The organism is Isoptericola sp. NPDC057391 (assembly GCF_042668085.1).
Taxonomy (GTDB): Bacteria; Actinomycetota; Actinomycetes; order Actinomycetales; family Cellulomonadaceae; genus Isoptericola.
In genome coordinates this window covers 1-17,299 of sequence record NZ_JBHVBO010000082.1, presented here as the reverse complement: position 1 = coordinate 17,299, position 17,299 = coordinate 1, and the positions used below count along the sequence as shown (strand labels likewise).

Annotated in this window: 15 protein-coding genes; 6 read left to right on the top strand and 9 right to left on the bottom strand. The window is 73.2% G+C overall.

The window, feature by feature from the left end; all coding sequences use genetic code 11:
* Positions 1–151 precede the first annotated feature (151 nt).
* Positions 152–2,020: a glycoside hydrolase family 2 protein gene (locus ACFUVW_RS11925; protein WP_430571540.1), complete on the bottom strand. Its 1,869-nt coding sequence runs from the start codon at positions 2,018–2,020 to the stop codon at positions 152–154.
* Positions 2,021–2,120: 100 nt separating this feature from the next.
* Positions 2,121–3,224 (bottom strand): LacI family DNA-binding transcriptional regulator, encoded by a 1,104-nt coding sequence (locus ACFUVW_RS11920; protein ID WP_430571539.1) that lies wholly within the window; start codon positions 3,222–3,224, stop codon positions 2,121–2,123.
* A 122-nt stretch (positions 3,225–3,346) separates the two neighbouring features.
* Between ACFUVW_RS11920 and ACFUVW_RS11915 the strand changes: the two genes are divergently transcribed.
* Genes ACFUVW_RS11915 through ACFUVW_RS11900 form a run of 4 tightly spaced genes read left to right on the top strand, consistent with a single transcriptional unit; the run spans position 3,347 to position 7,783 of the window.
* Positions 3,347–4,765 (top strand): extracellular solute-binding protein, encoded by a 1,419-nt coding sequence (locus ACFUVW_RS11915; RefSeq protein WP_430571538.1) that lies wholly within the window; start codon positions 3,347–3,349, stop codon positions 4,763–4,765.
* A 10-nt stretch (positions 4,766–4,775) separates the two neighbouring features.
* Positions 4,776–5,738, top strand: coding sequence for a carbohydrate ABC transporter permease (locus ACFUVW_RS11910; protein WP_430571537.1), 963 nt, complete (start codon positions 4,776–4,778; stop codon positions 5,736–5,738).
* 1 nt (position 5,739) lies between these two features.
* Positions 5,740–6,675: a carbohydrate ABC transporter permease gene (locus ACFUVW_RS11905; protein ID WP_430571536.1), complete on the top strand. Its 936-nt coding sequence runs from the start codon at positions 5,740–5,742 to the stop codon at positions 6,673–6,675.
* Between the two features lie 16 nt (positions 6,676–6,691).
* On the top strand, positions 6,692–7,783 hold the full coding sequence (locus tag ACFUVW_RS11900) for an App1 family protein (protein ID WP_430571535.1): 1,092 nt from the start codon (positions 6,692–6,694) through the stop codon (positions 7,781–7,783).
* Here ACFUVW_RS11900 and ACFUVW_RS11895 read toward each other — a convergent pair.
* Genes ACFUVW_RS11895 through ACFUVW_RS11875 form a run of 5 tightly spaced genes read right to left on the bottom strand, consistent with a single transcriptional unit; the run spans position 7,750 to position 11,806 of the window.
* Entirely contained in the window at positions 7,750–8,436 is a 687-nt protein-coding gene (locus tag ACFUVW_RS11895; protein ID WP_430571534.1) for a response regulator, read from the bottom strand. The genes ACFUVW_RS11900 and ACFUVW_RS11895 overlap by 34 nt on opposite strands.
* Positions 8,437–8,482: 46 nt before the next feature.
* Entirely contained in the window at positions 8,483–9,778 is a 1,296-nt protein-coding gene (locus ACFUVW_RS11890) for a sensor histidine kinase (protein ID WP_430571533.1), read from the bottom strand.
* A 58-nt stretch (positions 9,779–9,836) separates the two neighbouring features.
* Positions 9,837–10,532 (bottom strand): ubiquinone/menaquinone biosynthesis methyltransferase, encoded by a 696-nt coding sequence (locus ACFUVW_RS11885; protein ID WP_430571532.1) that lies wholly within the window; start codon positions 10,530–10,532, stop codon positions 9,837–9,839.
* The gene (locus ACFUVW_RS11880; RefSeq protein ID WP_430571531.1) at positions 10,529–11,176 is read right to left on the bottom strand and encodes a lysophospholipid acyltransferase family protein; all 648 of its coding nucleotides are present in this window, start codon (positions 11,174–11,176) and stop codon (positions 10,529–10,531) included. Before ACFUVW_RS11880 ends, ACFUVW_RS11885 begins: the two co-directional genes overlap by 4 nt.
* Before the next feature lie 60 nt (positions 11,177–11,236).
* Positions 11,237–11,806 carry a TetR/AcrR family transcriptional regulator gene (locus ACFUVW_RS11875; RefSeq protein ID WP_430571530.1) on the bottom strand — a complete coding sequence of 190 codons (570 nt, stop codon included), beginning with the start codon at positions 11,804–11,806 and terminating at the stop codon, positions 11,237–11,239.
* A 108-nt stretch (positions 11,807–11,914) separates the two neighbouring features.
* Here ACFUVW_RS11875 and ACFUVW_RS11870 point away from each other — a divergent pair, with 108 nt between their 5' ends.
* The gene (locus tag ACFUVW_RS11870) at positions 11,915–12,757 is read left to right on the top strand and encodes an alpha/beta fold hydrolase (protein ID WP_430571529.1); all 843 of its coding nucleotides are present in this window, start codon (positions 11,915–11,917) and stop codon (positions 12,755–12,757) included.
* An 18-nt stretch (positions 12,758–12,775) separates the two neighbouring features.
* On the opposite strand, the gene ACFUVW_RS11865 is transcribed toward ACFUVW_RS11870, so the two are convergent.
* A complete protein-coding gene (locus ACFUVW_RS11865; RefSeq protein WP_430571528.1) occupies positions 12,776–13,918 on the bottom strand; it encodes an NYN domain-containing protein in 1,143 nt (380 codons plus the stop codon).
* A 52-nt stretch (positions 13,919–13,970) separates the two neighbouring features.
* Positions 13,971–14,834, bottom strand: a complete 864-nt coding sequence (locus ACFUVW_RS11860) for a phosphotransferase (RefSeq protein ID WP_430571527.1) — start codon at positions 14,832–14,834, stop codon at positions 13,971–13,973.
* Between the two features lie 167 nt (positions 14,835–15,001).
* On the opposite strand from ACFUVW_RS11860, the gene ACFUVW_RS11855 reads away from it, so the two are divergent.
* Positions 15,002–17,272, top strand: a complete 2,271-nt coding sequence (locus ACFUVW_RS11855) for a carbon starvation CstA family protein (RefSeq protein WP_430571526.1) — start codon at positions 15,002–15,004, stop codon at positions 17,270–17,272.
* Positions 17,273–17,299: the final 27 nt, after the last annotated feature.

Sequence of the window (17,299 nt, the reverse complement as noted above, 5' to 3'; positions counted from 1 at the left end):
GCCGGGGGGCGGGGGGCCGGGGCGCCACGGCGGCCGGGACGTGGGGCCGGGCGAGTGCGACCCACGGCCGGCGGGCCCGCCCGCGCGCCCCCGGCCCCGGGGCCCCCGGCCGCGCGGCTCGGTACGACGTCTCAGCGCTGTGCGCCGGTGCTCAGCCGTCGCCCTTCTCGAAGGCGGCGGGGCGCACCTGCACCGCGCGCACCCGGTCGACGTCGAGCTTCGAGGACCGGTCGAACCGGTAGATGCCGTTCTGCTCCTGGAACACGTCGGTGAGCTGCGTGTAGCAGTAGCCGAACATCAGCGGGTCGTCGAGCAGGGCGTCCGTCAGCCCGGCGAACCGCGCGTGGAACTCCTCCTCGTCGGCCACACGCTGCCCGTAGCCCCACGACTCGCTGCGGTCGTCCCCGGCCGCGCGCGCCGCCTCCTCCGGGTTCCACCAGATGCCGCCGTACTCGCTGCAGAAGTACGGCTGCCCCCTGTAGGGCAGGGAGATCGGGCCCTCGTCGTACCGGTTCGCGTAGGGCTCGCCGTCCTTGAGCCCCGCCATGTCGCGGGCGAAGGCCTCCGGGTCCTGCTCGTAGTGGTGCGAGTCCCAGACGTCGGTCTCGAGCACGCGGTGCGAGTAGCCGCTGGCGTCGAGCACCGGGCGCGACGGGTCCGCGAGCTTGGTCGCCAGGAACATCGCACGCGTGACGTCGTCGAGCTGCGTGATCCGGTCGTGCAGCAGCTGGTGCGTCTCGTTGAGCGGGCACCAGCCGACGATCGACGGGTGGGAGAAGTCCCGCTCCAGGGCCTCCAGCCACTCGCCGACGTACGACGTCGTCGGCTTCTGGTGGTCGTCCTTGCGGCCGAAGTCGCCGGCCCCCCAGTCGCCGAACTCGCCCCAGACGAGGTAGCCGAGCCGGTCCGCGTGGTAGAGGTAGCGCTCCTCGAAGACCTTCTGGTGCAGGCGGGCGCCGTTGAAGCCGGCCTCGAGGCCCAGCTCGACGTCGCGCAGCAGGGCGGCGTCGCTCGGCGCCGTCATGAGCGACTCGGGCCAGTAGCCCTGGTCCAGCACCAGCCGCTGGAAGACGGGCTCGCCGTTGATGCGGACCGCCTTGCCCTCGATCGCCACCGACCGCAGCCCCGCGTACGACCGGACCGCGTCGACGACGTCGCCCGAGCCGTCGTGCAGCTCCACCTCGACCCCGTACAGGTGCGGGTCCTGCGTGGACCACGGGCGCACCCGGTCCGCGGGGATCACGACGCGCACCGTGGGCGCGAGGTCCAGGTCCGCGCGCGTGGTCTCGGTGGCGACGACGCCGTCCGCGTCGCTCACCGTCACGACGACGTGGTGGTCGCGGCGGTTCTGCGTGAGCGGCACGCGCACGTCGAGGGCGCGGGCGCCGAGGTCGGGGGTGATGCGCGGCCGGCGCAGGCTCGCGCCGGGCACCGGCTCCATCCACACCGTCTGCCAGATGCCGGTGGTGCGCGTGTAGTGGCAGTCCTTGTTGGCGTACAGGCCCGACTGCTTGCCCCGCGCCTGCGGGATGCCGCGGTGGTCGCGGGCGCGCACCACCACGGTGACCGTCTCGCCCGGCCCGGCCACCCCGTGCAGGTCGGCCGTGAACGGCGTGAACCCGCCCCGGTGGCGCACGACCTCGACGTCGTTCACCCACACCGTCGCGTCGTGGTCCACCGCGCCGAAGTGCAGCAGGACGTGCGTGTCGTCGCCCGCGACCTCGGCCCACTCGACGGGGATCGTCACCTCCCGGCGGTACCAGACCGCCTCGAGGAAGTCGGTGTTCTCGACGCCGGAGAGCTCCGACTCCGGGGCGAACGGGACGGTGATCGAGCCGGTGAGGGGCTGCGTGCGCAGCCCGCGCTCCAGGCCCGAGTCGCCGGGGTCGATCTCGAACCCCCACCGGCCGTTGAGGTTCAGCCACCGGTCGCGCACCACCTGCGGGCGCGGGTACTCGGGGCGGGGGACGTCGGTGCCTCCGGGGGCGGAGGGCGGGTCGAGACGATCGAGGACGGACATCGTGGTGCTCCGTTGCATGGACGACAGTTCCGCGGATGATTCAACCGAAGCCGGCCGGAGAATGCAACGTTGAATCAGAATCGGCCGGTTTTCGGGGACCTCAGGCCTCCCTGCTGCTCTCGCGCACCAGGAGCCGGTGCGGCACCACCACGTCGACGTCGCGCTCCGGCGCGTCCCCCGGCCCGTGCTCGACCTGCGCGATCACGCGGTCGACGGCAGTCTCGGCGATGGCCTGGAGGTCGGGGGCGACCGTGGTGAGCGACGGGTTCGCGTACCGGCCGTCCTCCGTGTTGTCCCAGCCGGTGACCGCCACGTCCTCGGGCACCCGCACGCCGTTGAGCCGTAGCGCGTAGAGCACGCCGAGGGCGAGCTCGTCGTTCGCGCACACCAGCCCGTCCACCTGGTCGACCCGCGGCAGCACGGCCTCCATGGCGGCGACGCCGGCCGGGCGGGAGAACTGGGGGACCGGCAGGATCCAGCGCGGGTCCGGCTCGAGGCCCTGGGCGGCGTGCGCCTCCCGGTAGCCCTGCAGGCGCAGCGCTCCCGTGCGGTCCTCCACCGGCTCGGCGCCCACGAAGGCCAGGCGCCGCCGGCCCGTCGACAGCAGGTGCTCGGTCACCTCGCGCGCCGCCCGCACGTTGTCGATGCTCACGTGGTCGGTGCTCCACCGGCGGTCGTGGCCCGGGTCGTCCCGCTCCCCGAGCAGCACCAACGGCGTCGCCCCGCGCACCTGGGCGATCTCGGCCGGCCCGATCGCCAGGGGCGAGAAGATGATGCCGTCGATCGCCCGGACCGAGAACCCCCGCGCCACCTGCAGCTCCGCGTCGCGCTCGGTGCGGGTCTCCTCGATGAGCACCCGGTACCCCCGGGCGCCCGCGACGTCGATCACGATGTGCGCCAGGAGCGAGAAGTAGGGCGAGTGGACCCACGGCACCGCCAGCGCCAGCGTGTTCGTCCGCCCCTGCCGCAGCTGCCGCCCGGCGAGGTTGGGCCGGTACCCGAGCTCCGCGATCATCTCCTCCACCCGGGCCCGCGTCTCCTCCCCCACGCGCCCGGTGCCGTTGACGACGTTCGACACCGTCTTCCACGAGACCCCGACGGCCGCGGCGACATCCTTGATCCCGACCCGGCCGCTGCCACCGGCGCCCCGTCCGGTCCCCGGCCCCCGGCTCGTCGTCGGCCCCTGCTCGTCCTGTGCTGCCATCCACCGGCCCTTCGTCCTGCGGCGGGGCGACGTCGCCCCATTCCGCGGACCTCTTGACGGTCCGCCCGGCCTAGTCCATCGTGGTCCCACGTTGGAGCGCAACGTTGCACTCAGGAGGGTCGATGAAGACCAGTCAGCGCACGTCCGGAGGAAAGTCGGTGCCGCGGGCGACCCGCGCCCCGGGCAGGTTCCCCCGCCGGTCCGGCTCGAGCGGCACGGTGGACGACGTCGGGCTGAGCCGACGCGGCCTGCTCCAGGCCGCGCTCGTCGGCGCGGGCGGCATCGCCCTCGGTGGCGCGCTGTCCGGGTGCGCGACGCCCGCCGCCTCGGGGTCGGGCCGCACGTCCGTGATGATCTGGGACCTGTTCTCGGGCGGCGACGGCGCGCTGATGCAGGAGATGGTCGGCGCGGTCGCGAAGGCGAACCCCGACATCTCCGTGGACTCCACGACCCTCGCCTGGGGAGCTCCGTACTACACGAAGCTCGCGATGGCGTCCTCGGGCGGGCGCCCGCCGGAGGCCGCAGTGATGCACATGTCGCGGCTCGCCGGGTACGCGCCGGGGGGCCTGCTGGAGCCGTTCGACCTCGAGGCGCTCGCCGACCTCGGCGTCACGCAGGACGACTTCGCGCCCGCCGTCTGGGAGAAGGCGCAGTTCGACGGGCAGCTCTACGCACTGCCGCTCGACACCCACCCCTACATCGCGTTCAACAACCCGGCCATCGCCGGGGACGCCGGGCTCCTCGACGCGGACGGCCTGCTCTCGATCGAGCCCGGCGCCGACGCCTTCCTCGACGCCGGTCGCGCGATGGCCGAGGTGACCGGCGAGACCGGGGTGTCGTGGGGCTACCTGCGCGACCCTGCCGGGTGCTGGCGGACGTTCTGGGGCCTCTACAACCAGAACGGGGGCGGCTACGATCTCACCCCGGGCAAGCCGGCCGAGCTCGACGAGCAGGCTGCGACCGAGGTGTTCGAGTTCCTCCAGTCCATGGTGGACGGCACGGTCGCGGCCAGGAACCAGGACGGCGGGGCCGCCTCCGGCCGGTTCATGTCGGAGCGCACCGGCGTGATGTTCGCCGGCGAGTGGGACCTGCCGATGTTCCAGGGAGCGATCCCCGACGTCGGAGCCACGCCCTTCCCGGCGATCTTCGGCACGCCGGCCAACTACGCGGACTCCCACTCGTTCGTCCTGCCGAAGCAGGCCCGACCGGATCCCGCCAAGCGCGAGGCCACCTACCGCGTGCTCGCGGGCCTCCTCAAGGAGGGCCTCACCTGGGCCTCCGCCGGCCACATCCCGGCCTACCAGCCGGTCGTCCGGACGGCCGAGTACCAGGCTCTCGTGCCGCAGCGCGACTACGCGCCGGCCGCCGCGATCGCCGTCTTCGACCCCGACGCCTGGTTCACCGGCGGCGGGAGCGACTTCCAGACCCGCATGGGCGACTCCATGACCGACACCCTGTCCGGCAAGGCGTCCCCCCGGACCGCCGTCGACCGCATGCTCAGCGAGATGAACCGCTTCCTCTCGCAGCCGAGCCCCGCCTGAGAGGACGACGATGACCGCGTCGAGCACGTCAATCAGCGCCCCCGTCGCGCGCCCCTCCCGGCGTACCTCGGGCACCCGACCGCGCACCCGGACCGGCGCCGTGAGCCACTCGCTCCGGGCGCAGGACCGTTCGGGGTACCTGTTCGTCGCCCCGTTCGCGGTGGCGACCGGGCTCTTCCTCCTGTGGCCCACGATCTACGGCCTGTGGATGAGCTTCACCGACCAGAGCCTCACCGCCACGGAGAGCTCGTTCATCGGCTTCGACAACTACGTCGAGGCCTTCAGCGACCCGCAGGTGTGGGAGACGCTGCTGCACACGGTGTGGTTCACCGTGCTCAGCACCGTGCCGCTCATCCTCGTCGCGCTCGTCATGGCCCTGCTGGTGCACACCGGCCTGCCCGGCCAGTGGGTGTGGCGGATGTCGTTCTTCGCGCCGTTCCTGCTGACCAGCGCCGTCGTGTCGTCGCTCGCGAGCTGGCTGTTCCAGCCGGAGATCGGCCTGCTCGACGTCTGGCTCGCCAAGCTCGGGCTCGGGCCCGTGGGCTGGCTCACCGACGAGAACGTCGCCATGTTCTCCATCGCGCTCGTCACGGTGTGGTGGACCGTGGGGTTCAACTTCCTGCTGTACCTGGCGGCACTGCAGGGCATCCCGCACCAGCAGTACGAGGCGGCGACGATCGACGGCGCCGGCGGCTGGCGACGCCTCTTCGCCATCACCCTGCCGCAGCTGAAGACGATCACGGGCGTGATCGTCGTGCTGCAGCTGCTCGCGTCGCTCAAGGTGTTCGACCAGATCTACCTGCTCACCGCGGGCGGCCCGAACGGCAGCACGCGCCCCATCCTCGAGTACGTCTACGACACGGGCTTCACGAACTACCGGCTCGGGTACGCGTCGGCCATCTCCTACGTGTTCTTCGCCCTGATCCTCGTGTTCACGCTGGTCCGGCTGCTGCCGACGAAGAAGGAGGCCTGACGTGGCCGTCACCGAGCACGCCCCGGGGTCCGTCCCCACGCTGGTCGCCGCCCGCCGGTCGGCGGCGCAGCAGACGAGGGCCGAGAACCGCACCCTCACCAAGCTCACCATCGGGCCGTCCCCGTGGGTGCGAGCCGCCGCGCTCGCCGCGCTCGTGGTCATGGCCGTGCTGTGGCTGCTGCCGCTCGCGTGGGGCGCCGTCACCAGCTTCAAGCACGAGGCCGAGGCCGCGCTGCCTGCATCGTGGTGGCCCAGCCAGGGCTGGACCCTCGACGCCTACCGGCAGGTGCTCGGCAACAGCGAGCTGCTGGGCTGGATGTGGAACAGCCTGGTCGTCGCCGTCCTCGTGACAGCGCTGACCGTCCTGATCTCCGCGATGGCGGCGTTCGCCTTCTCGCAGACGCTCTTCAAGGGCCGTGGCCTGCTGCAGTTCCTCACCGTGGCGTCGATCATGATGCCCGGCCAGATCCTCATCGTGCCGCTCTTCAAGCAGATGCAGGCGATGGGGCTGGTCGACACGTTCGCGGGCATCGTGCTGCCCCAGATCGTGGCCCCGGTGATGGTGTTCATCCTCAAGCGCTTCTTCGACGCCATCCCCGCCGAGCTCCTCGACGCCGCCCGCATCGACGGCGCCGGGACGTGGCGGCTCTTCTGGACGATCGTGCTGCCGCTGTCGAAGTCGATCCTCGTGGCCGTCGCGATCTTCGTGTTCATCGGCGCGTGGAACAACTTCCTGTGGCCGTTCATCGTCACCACCGACCCGCAGTTCATGACACTGCCGGTGGGCCTGTCGACCGTGAAGAACGCCTACGGCGTCCAGTACGCGCAGAACATGGCGTCGGCGATGATCGCCGCGCTGCCGCTGCTCGTCGTGTTCATGCTCTTCCAGCGCCGCATCGTGCAGGGCGTGGCGACGACGGGCATGGGAGGCCAGTAGCAGGGACGATCGGGGCATGTCCGACCCGCACGCCCCCGCCACGCAGCACCCCGCCCCGCGACCCACGCAGCGACCGCACGTCGCCGCGGTCGTCGAGGACTGGTGGTGCACGGTGGCGGGGGCGTTCCTGCGCCGCCGCGGCTGGGTGCCGCGCGTGCTCACGTACACGGGGTACGGCACGCCGCGCGACGTCCGCGTGCTGGCGCGGGTGCTGCTGGTGCCGCCGTCGCGCGGGCGGGGACCGCTCTCCCCGGTCCGGGCCGCGGAACGCCGCCCGCTGCGGAGCTACCTCACGCTGCCGGCGCCCCGCGAGCCGGTGCGCGTCGCCGTGGGCGGCGCCGTCGTCGACGTCGCGACCGACCGCGCCGGCTACGTGGACGTCGAGGTGCCGCTGCCCGCCGACGCGCCGCTGGGGCCCGGCCGGCACGACGCGACCCTGACCGCCCTCCGTACCGGGGCGGCGGCCGACGCCGCCGTCGTCGTGGTCGGCGACGACGCGACGTTCGGCGTCGTGAGCGACATCGACGACACGGCGATGGTCACCGCCGTCCCGCGGCCGTTCGTCGCGGCGTGGAACACGTTCGTCACGCGGGCGAGCGCCCGCCAGCCCGTGACCGGGATGCCCGAGCTGTACCGGCGTCTCGCCGCCGAGCACCCCGACGCGCCGTTCGTCTACCTGTCCAACGGCGCGTGGAACACGGCCGGCACGCTGGCCCGGTTCCTCGACCGGCACGGCTTCCCGCCCGGTCCCCTGCTGCTCACCGACTGGGGACCCACGCAGACGGGCTGGTTCCGCAGCGGCCCGCAGCACAAGGGCGACAGCCTCGACCGGCTCATGGTGGCGTTCCCGCGGGTGCGGTGGCTGCTGGTCGGCGACGCCGGACAGCTCGACGAGGACGTGTACGTCCGGGCGTCCGCGCGCTGGCCGGAGCGGGTCGCGGCGATCGCCGTCCGGCAGGTCGACGGCGCCCGCCCGCGGGCCGCCCACGACCGCCCCGCACCGGGCGCCCCGCTGGTGCGCGGCGCGGACGGGAGGGAGCTCGGCGACCGGCTCGCCGACGTCCTCGACCGGCGTCACCAGCGCAGCGGCACGAACCCCGACTCGTAGGCCCGGACCACCGCCTGGGTGCGGTCGCGCACGTCGAGCTTGGCGAGCACGTTCCCGACGTGGGTGCGCACCGTCTCGACGCCGAGGTACAGCTCGCGGGCGATCTCGGCGTTGGACAGCCCCGCGGCGACGAGCCGCAGCACCTCCGCCTCGCGCTCCGTGAGGCCGACGGACTGGAGCCGGTCGCCCTGCGCGGTGTCCGGGCCGTGGGCGGCGACGAGGCGCCGGACGGCGTCCGGGAACAGCAGCGAGTCCCCCTGGGCGATCACGCGCACCGCGTGCACCACCTCCTCGGGGCGGGCCCGCTTCAGCAGGAAGCCCTGGGCGCCGGAGTGCAGCGCGTCGAGCACGTAGTCGTCGTTCTCGAACGTGGTCAGCACCAGCACGCGCGGCGCCGGGGCGTGTGGTCGCCCGGTCGCGACGACCGCCCGCGTGGCCGCGATCCCGTCCACCTTCGGCATCCGCACGTCCATGAGCACGACGTCGGGCCGCGCCTGCGCCACCACCTGCGGCACCTCGGACCCGTCGCCGGCCTCCCCCACGACCTCCAGGCCGGGCTCCGCGTCGAGGATCACGCGCAGGCCCGCGCGCACCAGCGGCTCGTCGTCGATGAGGACGACACGGACGACGTCGGCGTTCTCGGGTGGGGTCACCCGGACGATCCTGCCGCATCCTGCCGCCGGCGCCCGGGGAACGGGCTCACCCGAGCGGGAACCACGCCCGGACCACCCACGCCCCGGCGCGGGGCCCGGCGTCGAGCCGGCCGCGCAGCAGGCGGACGCGCTCGGCCATGCCGTGCAGCCCGCGGCCCCCGCCGGGCGACGGCGTGACGCGCGACGGCGCGTCGGGCAGCGGGTTCGCCACCTCGACGTCGAGGGCGCCGTCGGCGAGCGCGACGCGGACGCTCACCGGGCGTCCGGGGGCGTGCCGGACGGCGTTGGTCAGCGCCTCCTGCACCACGCGGTACGCCTCGTGCGACGTCGCGCGGGGCAGCGCGGCGGAGGTGCCGGCGTCGAGGTCGAGACGCACGTCCGTCCCGGCGTGCCGGGCGTCGTCGACGAGCGCGGGCAGGTCGTCCAGCGACCGGGCGGGGGCGCGCCGCGCGGAGCCGGAGGTCGTCGAGGCCGCGTCGTCGCCGGCGCGCAGCAGTCCGAGCACGTGGTCCAGGTCGGCCATCGCCGTGCGGCCCGCCTCCTCGATGGCGGCGAGGGACCGCCGGGCGGCGTCCGGGTCGGCCTCCACCTGGCGGGCGGCGGCCGCGGCCTGGAGCGTGGTGACCGTCAGCGCGTGCCCCACGGAGTCGTGCAGCTCGCGGGCGAGGCGGCCGCGCTCGGCGAGCCGGTCCGCCCGAGCCTCCAGCTCCGCGATCCGCGCCGTCTGGTCCGGGCCGAGGAGCGGCTCCGCCGACTGCCGCAGCAGCCGCCGGGCGAGCGCCGTGCCGTACGGCAGCGCGATCAGCGCCAGGACGGCCAGCGCCAGCCACCCGGCGGGGTTGCTGGCGAGCGCGGGCCCCAGCTGCACGAGGAACGCCCGGTCGATGCCGAACGCCGACAGCGCCAGCTGCGTCGCGAGCGGCACCGCGACCAGCAGGCCCAGCGTGACCAGCGCGCCGAGCACGAGGTGCAGCGCGAACCAGGCGGCCCCGCGCCAGCGGGTCGCGACGGTGGGCGCCCCGACGGGGTCGGGCAGGGTGCGCGCGTCGACGTCGAGGAACGTCCGCACGGCGGCGATCTCCAGCGCCCGCACGGGCGCGAGGAACGGCGGCGTGCACACGATGACCGCGGTGATCAGCGCCAGCACCCCGACCGCGACCCGCGGCGTCGCCGGGTCCGCGAACATCTGCACGAACCCCGCCGCGAGCGCGAAGTACGCCCCCGCCAGCACGCCGCCGATGACGAGGTACACCCCCGCCCGGACGGTCGACGCGCTGGTCAGCGGCGACAACGCCCAGCGCAGCGTGCGCCGCCCGCTGGCCCTGGTCGTTCCCGCCGTCATGCCCGCCAGTCTGCCCACCGGCCCGGCGCAGCGCCTCCCCCGCCCGGGGGAACAGTCGCTACGGCTTGCGGGCGCTGACGATCATGTGGGTGCCGAGGAACCGGCGGCGCCAGGTGACGTCGTCGAACCCGAGGCGCCAGAGGATCGACGCGACCTGCTCGGGGGAGATGAACCCGAGGGTCGTCTCCTCGAGGTAGGTGTACGACGTCTTGTCGCGCGCCACGAGCTGGCCGAGCAACGGGATCACGACCTTCACGCCCAGCGTCACCGGGTACTTCAGCAGCCCGCGCGGCGGGCAGGTCTCCAGCAGCGCGAGGCGGCCGCCGGGCCGGAGCACCCGCAGCTGCTCGGCGAGCACGCGCTCGGCGTCCTCCACGTTGCGCAGCAGGTACCCGTGCGTGACGGCGTCGAACGACGCGTCGTCGTAGGGCAGGGCGTTGGCGTCGGCGAGCCGCCAGGTCACGGCGTCGGCCCCGGGCTTGGCGCGGGCGCCGTCCAGCATCCCCTCGGAGAAGTCGACACCGTGGACCGTGGCGCCCGGGTACTGCCGCGCCGCCTCGAGGGCGATGACTCCGGTGCCGGTGGCGATGTCGAGCAGCGACCCGCCGGCGGGCAGCTGCGCCCGGCGCGCGACGTCGCGGCACCAGGCCGTGTGCCGCCCCAGCGTCATGAGGCGGTTCATCCGGTCGTAGTAGCCGGGGACCGTGTCGAAGAGGCGCTGCACCTCCTCGCCGTGCGGCGAGGGATGGGTCACGCGGCGAGCTCCTGGCCGCTCATCTTGTGGATGGACGACATGACGTGGTCGGTCAGCTCGCGGCGCACCTGGGCCGGGCGCGCGCCGGCGGTGAGCTGGCGCGACGGGTCGATGGGGGCGCCGAAGTGCACCTGGATGCCGCGGGTGGGGCGCGGGAGCCGCTTGCCGACGGGCTGCACCTTGTCGGTGCCGCGCAGCGCCACCGGGACGACGGGCGCCGAGCCGGCGAGCGCCAGCCAGGCGACGCCGGTGTGCCCCTGGTGCAGCTTCCCGTCGCGGGAGCGGGTGCCCTCGGGGTAGATGCCGAAGGCGCCGCCGCGCTTGAGCACGACGAGAGCGTCGTCGAGCGACCGCTGCCCGGCGCGCGGGTCCTCGCGGTCCACGGGGATGTGGCCCATCGTGGTGAAGAACCAGCGGGAGAGCCGGCCCTTGAGGCCGCGCCCCGTCCAGTACTCCGCCTTGGCGATGAAGGTGACGTGCCGGGGCACGACGAGCGGGATGATGATCGAGTCGATGAACGACAGGTGGTTGCTCGCGAGGATCACCGGCCCGCGCCGCGGGATGTTGTGCAGTCCCGTCACCTGGGGGCGCAGCAGCACGTACACCAGGAGCGACAGGACGAGACGCAGGAACCGATAGGTCACCGCACCATTGTGCCCCCTGCTCCGCCCGGCCCGGCCGAGGCCGCCCGCGCGAGGGCGTGATCAGGGCGTTCGCGCCGTCTCGGCGGCGAGCAGGGACGCGGCGGCGCGGCGCGCCTCGCGGGCGACGTCGGCGTCGTGGGTGATCGCGGCGGTGGTCTGCGCGCCCTCGGCGAGCAGCACGACCTGCAGCGCGACGGCGTCGGGCAGCCCGGCCTCGCGCACGAGGCCGAGGACGTGATCCCGGAACGCCTCCTTGTGCCCCCGCACGGCCTCGGCGATGCGGGGCGAGGTCGCGCCGAGCTCGCCGAAGGAGTTGATGAACGCGCACCCGCGGAACCCGTCCTCCCGGAACCAGGCGTCGAGGAAGTCGAAGACGCTGAGGATCCGGTCGCGCGGCGTGGCGGCGGTCGCGGCCGCGCGCTCCACGCCCTCCGTCCACTGCCGGGTCCGCAGGGCGAGCACCGCGACCACCAGGTCCTCCTTGGACGCGAAGAGCCCGTAGATCCGCTTGAGCGACACGCCGGCCTCGGTGCGCACGGCGTCCATGCCCACGGACTGGACGCCCCGCGCATAGAACAGCCGGTCCGCCGCGGCGACCACGGCGTCGCGCGCCGCCTGCTCGTCGAGCATCGTTCACCCTCTCGTCGTCCCCTCCCCCTTGCGGGGAGAACCAGCGTTCTCTACTGTAGCGAACACCGGGAGAACGATCGTTCTCCCCTCCTTCGGAAGGGGCACACCATGGGCTACATCACCGTCGGGCAGGAGAACAGCACGGACGTCGAGCTGTACTACGAGGATCAGGGCTCCGGTCAGCCCGTCGTCCTCGTGCACGGGTACCCGCTCGACGGGCACAGCTGGGAGCTCCAGACCCGCGAGCTCCTCGCCGCCGGGTACCGCGTGATCACCTACGACCGGCGCGGGTTCGGCGCTTCCAGCAAGGTCGGCAGCGGGTACGACTACGACACGTTCGCGAAGGACCTCGACACCGTCCTGACCACGCTCGACCTGCGCGACGTGATCCTCGTCGGCTTCTCGATGGGCACCGGAGAGCTCGCCCGGTACGTGCGCAACCACGGCCACGAGCGGGTCGCCAGGCTCGCGTTCCTCGCCTCGCTGGAGCCGTTCCTCGTGCAGCGCGACGACAACCCCGAGGGCGTGCCGCAGTCCGTGTTCGACGGCATCGTGGAGGCCGCCCGCAGCGACCGCTACGCCTGGTTCACACAGTTCTACAAGGACTTCTACAACCTCGACGAGAACCTCGGCACGCGGATCTCCGAGGAGGTCGTGCGCGCCAACTGGATCACCGCGGTGGGCTCGGCGCCCGTCGCCGCGTACGCCGTCGTCCCCACCTGGATCGAGGACTTCCGGCCGGACGTCGAGGCGGTGCGCGACGCGGGCCTGCCCACGCTGATCCTGCACGGCACGAAGGACAACATCCTGCCGATCGACGCCTCGGGCCGGCGCTTCCACGCCGCCGTGCCGGACGCCGAGTACGTCGAGGTCGAGGGCGCCCCCCACGGCCTGCTGTGGACGCACGCGGACGAGGTCAACGCGGCGCTGCTCGCGTTCGTCGGCCGCTGACCACGACCCCGCGGGCGCTCAGCCCGCGGTGAGCAGGTAGTCGTCGGCGTCGTCGTCCCACGCGAGGGCGACGGCGCCGGCGGCCGCGGCGCCCTTCGCGAACTGCAGGAACCCGCGGTAGCCGAGGGCCTTCTCCGAGAAGTCGGGGCGGCGCTTTCGCACCTCGTTCTTCAGCCCGGACAGCGGCGCGGCGCCGCCGGCGTCGCGCACCACCTGGCGCAGCAGGTCGAACGCGCCCTCGGTGTCCTGCTGCTCGGGGAGCTCGACCTCCGGATCCCCCGTGGACGGGCCGGGCGACAGCACCACGAAGCCGCGGTCGGCGAGGAACCGCAGGAACTCGCCGAAGGTGCGGAAGCCGTAGTCCGACTCGCTGAACGTGGGGTCCTTGCGCACCAGCGTGCGCTTGAGCATCGACGCCGTGACGGAGCCGCTGGTGGACGCCTGCAGGTCGGCGAGCGTCTGCGCCACCCGGACCTCCATCGTCGCCTCCTCCCCCGCGGGCGCCGCGTCCTCCTGCTCGAGGTCGGTCTCGACCACCGCCTCGACGGCGGGCTCGACCGTGGGCTCGACGGCGGGGGCGGCGGCCTCGGGCGCCGGCTCGGCGGCCTTCTTCCGGCGGGGGCGCGACGACGACTTGCCGCCGCGGGCGGGCTTCGCCGGCTTGGCCTCGCTCGCGTCGGGCACGTCGACGCCCTCGAGCCGGTCGTAGAAGAGGAACTCGTCGCACGCCGGCGGCAGCAGTCGCGACGTGGAGTTCTCCACGCCGACGCCGATGACCTTCTTGTCGAGCTCGCGCAGCTTGTGGACGAGCGGGGAGAAGTCGGAGTCGCCCGTGCACATGACGAACGTGGTGATGTACTCGCGCTCGAACGCCATCTCGATCGCGTCGACCACCATCTTGATGTCGGCGGCGTTCTTGCGGGACGCGCCCATGCGCTGCGTCATCTCGATGAGCTCGACCTGGTGGCGGGTGAGCATCCGCCGGTCCTCGTCGAAGTACGACCAGTCCGCGTACGCGCGGCGCACCACGACGCGGCCGCGTACCGCCAGCGCGTCCGCGATGGGCTTGAAGTCGAACTGCATCCCGCCCAGGTGGTCGCGGGCGCCGAGCGCCAGGTTCTCGTAGTCGAGGAAGACGGCGAGGCGCTCTTCGGTGTCCATGGCCGCCACACTATGCCGACCGCCGTGCCTGCCGCTGCCTCGCGGCCGGTCGTCAGGGGCCGTCCGGCCCCGCGGTCAGGGCGCCGAGGGCGGGCCAGGGGGCGCCCGCACGCAGCAGGCGGAGGAGCCGCTCCCCGTGGCGCCGCCCGTCCGGGAACTGGTCTCCCCTCTCCCACCGCCACGCCGCGACCATGGCGAGCACGAGCTCGCGGCACCGGTCGAGGAGCGCGTGGTCGAGCCCCGGGTAGGCCGCGGCGACCTCCGGGGGAGCGTGCGCGACGTCGAACTCCACCGGCCCGCGACAGCACGTCTCGAGGTCGACGAAGAGCGGTCCCTCGCGCGTGCTCAGCAGGTTCCCGGGGTGGGGCTCGCCGTGGAGCAGCTGCTCCCGTCCCGTCCCGGAGACCTCGTCGTGCAGCCGCCGGAGCCGGCCGCCGAGGAACGCACGCTCGTCGTCCGGCAGCTCGGGCGAGAGCTCCGGCACGGCGACGACCCGCTCCGCCTCGGCGATCCGGTCCGTGAACCGGGGAACGGTCGAGTCGACGTCCCGCATCGCCGCGTGCAGGCGTTCGAGCGCCCGGGCGTACGCGCCTGGCGCGACGACGGGCGCCGTCGGCGCGTAGTACACCCACAGCGTCACCGCGAACCCGTCCCTGACGCGGACGTCGGGGTCGACCCGGGGCTCCAGGGCGGCGACGGGGGCACCCGCACCGGCGAGCCGTCGGGCGAGGTCGACCTCGAGCTGCGCGACCTCCTGGCCCACGGGAGCGACCCGGGCCGTCACCCCGCACGGCTCGAGGCGCAGCGCGAGCTTGTTGGAGCTGTGGAGCACGGTCACGTCGTCGACCCGCAGGCCCAGCGAGCCGGCGGTCGCGCGCGCGGCGGCGATCGCACGGGCGAGGTCGGGCTGCTCCACACGGAGGATCGTGGCACCGGCGCGAGCTCACCGTGCCGAGCCCCCGACGGTGTGTCGCGCCTACCACGGCCGTCGTCGCACCGTCCAGGCTCCGGACGTTCCGTCACGCTTTCTTCACCCCCTATCCTGTGTCGAGTCCCGCCGACGCGACGCCTTGGAGGCTCACCTTGTCAGCAGATTCCGGAGCCACCACGGCGACGGACGAGATCGTCCCCGACCCCTCGCTCCCCCCGACGGCCGTGCCGGCCGAGGACCTCAGGACCCGGTGGACCTGGCGGAAGATCGCGCTCTGGGCGGCCATCTCCCTGCTCGGCGGCGTCGCGTGGGTCATGATCGCGCTGGTGCGCGGCGAGACCATCAACGCGATCTGGTTCGTCTTCGCGTCGGTGTGCACGTACCTCATCGGGTACCGCTTCTACTCGAAGGTCATCGAGCGGTACATCACCCGCCCCGACGACCGGCGCGCCACCCCCGCCGAGACGCGCGAGGACGGCAAGGACTTCGTCCCCACGGACCGCCGCGTGCTGTTCGGCCACCACTTCGCCGCCATCGCCGGCGCCGGCCCGCTGGTGGGCCCGGTGCTCGCCGCCCAGATGGGGTACCTGCCGGGCACCATCTGGATCATCGTGGGCGTGGTGCTCGCGGGCGCCGTGCAGGACTACACGGTGCTGTTCTTCTCCATGCGCCGCGGCGGCCGCACCATCGGCCAGATGGCGCGCGAGGAGCTGGGCCGCATCGGCGGCGTGGCCGCGATCGTCGCGTCCCTGCTGATCATGATCATCATCGTGGCGATCCTCGCCCTCGTCGTCGTCAACGCCCTCGGCGAGAGCCCGTGGGGCGTGTTCAGCGTCTCCATGACGATCCCGATCGCCCTGTTCATGGGCGTGTACCTGCGGTTCCTGCGCCCCGGCAAGATCACCGAGGTCTCCCTCATCGGCTTCGTGCTGCTCCTCGCCGCGATCATCGGCGGCGGCATGGTGGCCGATACCGCGTGGGGCGCCGAGTTCTTCCACCTCGACCGCACCACCATCGCCGTCGGCGTCATCGTCTACGGCTTCGTGGCCGCCGTCCTGCCCGTGTGGCTGCTGCTCGCCCCGCGCGACTACCTGTCCACCTTCATGAAGGTGGGCGTCATCGTGGTGCTCGCCGGCGCCGTCGTCATCGTGCGCCCCGAGATCTCCGTCCCCGCGATCAGCGAGTTCGCCGGGTCCGAGACCGGCCCCGTCGTGGCCGGCAACCTGTGGCCGTTCCTCTTCGTGACGATCGCGTGCGGCGCCCTGTCCGGGTTCCACGCGCTCATCTCGTCGGGCACGACGCCGAAGCTCGTGGAGAAGGAGCGCCAGACGCGTTTCATCGGGTACGGCGGCATGCTCATGGAGTCGTTCGTCGCGATCATGGCGCTGGTCGCCGCGATCTCGATCGACCGCGGCGTCTACTTCGCGATGAACTCCTCGGCGGCCGCCACCGGCGGCACCATCGAGGGCGCGGTCGCGTTCGTGAACTCGCTCGGCCTCGCCGGCGTCAACCTCACGCCGGACATGCTCAGCACCCTGGCCACCCAGGTGGGCGAGCCGTCGATCGTGTCGCGCACCGGCGGCGCCCCGACGCTCGCGCTCGGGCTGGCGCACATCATGCACCAGCTGGTGGGCGGCACCGCGATGATGGGCTTCTGGTACCACTTCGCCATCATGTTCGAGGCGCTGTTCATCCTCACCGCCGTCGACGCCGGCACCCGCGTGGCCCGCTTCATGCTGCAGGACACCATCGGCAACGTCGCACCGAAGTTCAAGGACGTGAGCTGGCGGCCCGGGGTGTGGGTCTGCACCGCGATCATGGTCGCGGGCTGGGGCACGATCCTCTATCTCGGCGTCACCGACCCGCTCGGCGGCATCAACACGTTCTTCCCGCTGTTCGGCATCGCGAACCAGCTGCTGGCCGCCATCGCGCTCGCCGTCGTGCTCGCGATCGTCGCGAAGCGCGGCCGCGCCTACTGGGCGTGGCTGTGGATCGTGGCCGTGCCGCTCGCGTTCACGGCGCTCATCACCATCTGGGCGTCGTTCGAGAAGATCTTCTCGGACGTGCCCCAGGTGGGGTACTGGGCGCAGCACCGGGCGTTCAAGGACGCGCTCGCCGCCGGGGAGACGTCGTTCGGCACCGCGCCCGACGTCGCGGCGATGGAGGCCGTGGTCCGCAACACCTTCGTGCAGGGCACCCTGTCGATCGTGTTCGTGGTGCTGTCGATCGTGGTGATCGCCGCGTCGGTGGTCGTGACCCTCAAGGCGTTCCGCACCGGCGGCGGCGAGAACCACGAGGACGCGCCCGTGGCCTCGCGGCGCTTCGCCCCGGCCGGCCTGGTCGCCTCGGCGGACGAGAAGCGGATCGAGAAGCAGTGGGCCGACGCCGGCCTGCGGGAGACCAGCGGTGCCGGGCACCACTGACGCCCGCACCGGCATGGTGTACGACGC

What these genes read in the sequence shown, in the direction of transcription:
- ACFUVW_RS11900 (WP_430571535.1), top strand. Translation starts at nt 6,692, where the DNA reads ATGTCCGACCCGCACGCCCCCGCCACGCAGCACCCCGCCCCGCGACCC.
- ACFUVW_RS11865 (WP_430571528.1), bottom strand. Translation starts at nt 13,918, where the DNA reads ATGGACACCGAAGAGCGCCTCGCCGTCTTCCTCGACTACGAGAACCTG.
- ACFUVW_RS11915 (WP_430571538.1), top strand. Translation starts at nt 3,347, where the DNA reads ATGAAGACCAGTCAGCGCACGTCCGGAGGAAAGTCGGTGCCGCGGGCG.
- ACFUVW_RS11920 (WP_430571539.1), bottom strand. Translation starts at nt 3,224, where the DNA reads ATGGCAGCACAGGACGAGCAGGGGCCGACGACGAGCCGGGGGCCGGGG.
- ACFUVW_RS11910 (WP_430571537.1), top strand. Translation starts at nt 4,776, where the DNA reads ATGACCGCGTCGAGCACGTCAATCAGCGCCCCCGTCGCGCGCCCCTCC.
- ACFUVW_RS11925 (WP_430571540.1), bottom strand. Translation starts at nt 2,020, where the DNA reads ATGTCCGTCCTCGATCGTCTCGACCCGCCCTCCGCCCCCGGAGGCACC.
- ACFUVW_RS11875 (WP_430571530.1), bottom strand. Translation starts at nt 11,806, where the DNA reads ATGCTCGACGAGCAGGCGGCGCGCGACGCCGTGGTCGCCGCGGCGGAC.
- ACFUVW_RS11890 (WP_430571533.1), bottom strand. Translation starts at nt 9,778, where the DNA reads ATGACGGCGGGAACGACCAGGGCCAGCGGGCGGCGCACGCTGCGCTGG.
- ACFUVW_RS11870 (WP_430571529.1), top strand. Translation starts at nt 11,915, where the DNA reads ATGGGCTACATCACCGTCGGGCAGGAGAACAGCACGGACGTCGAGCTG.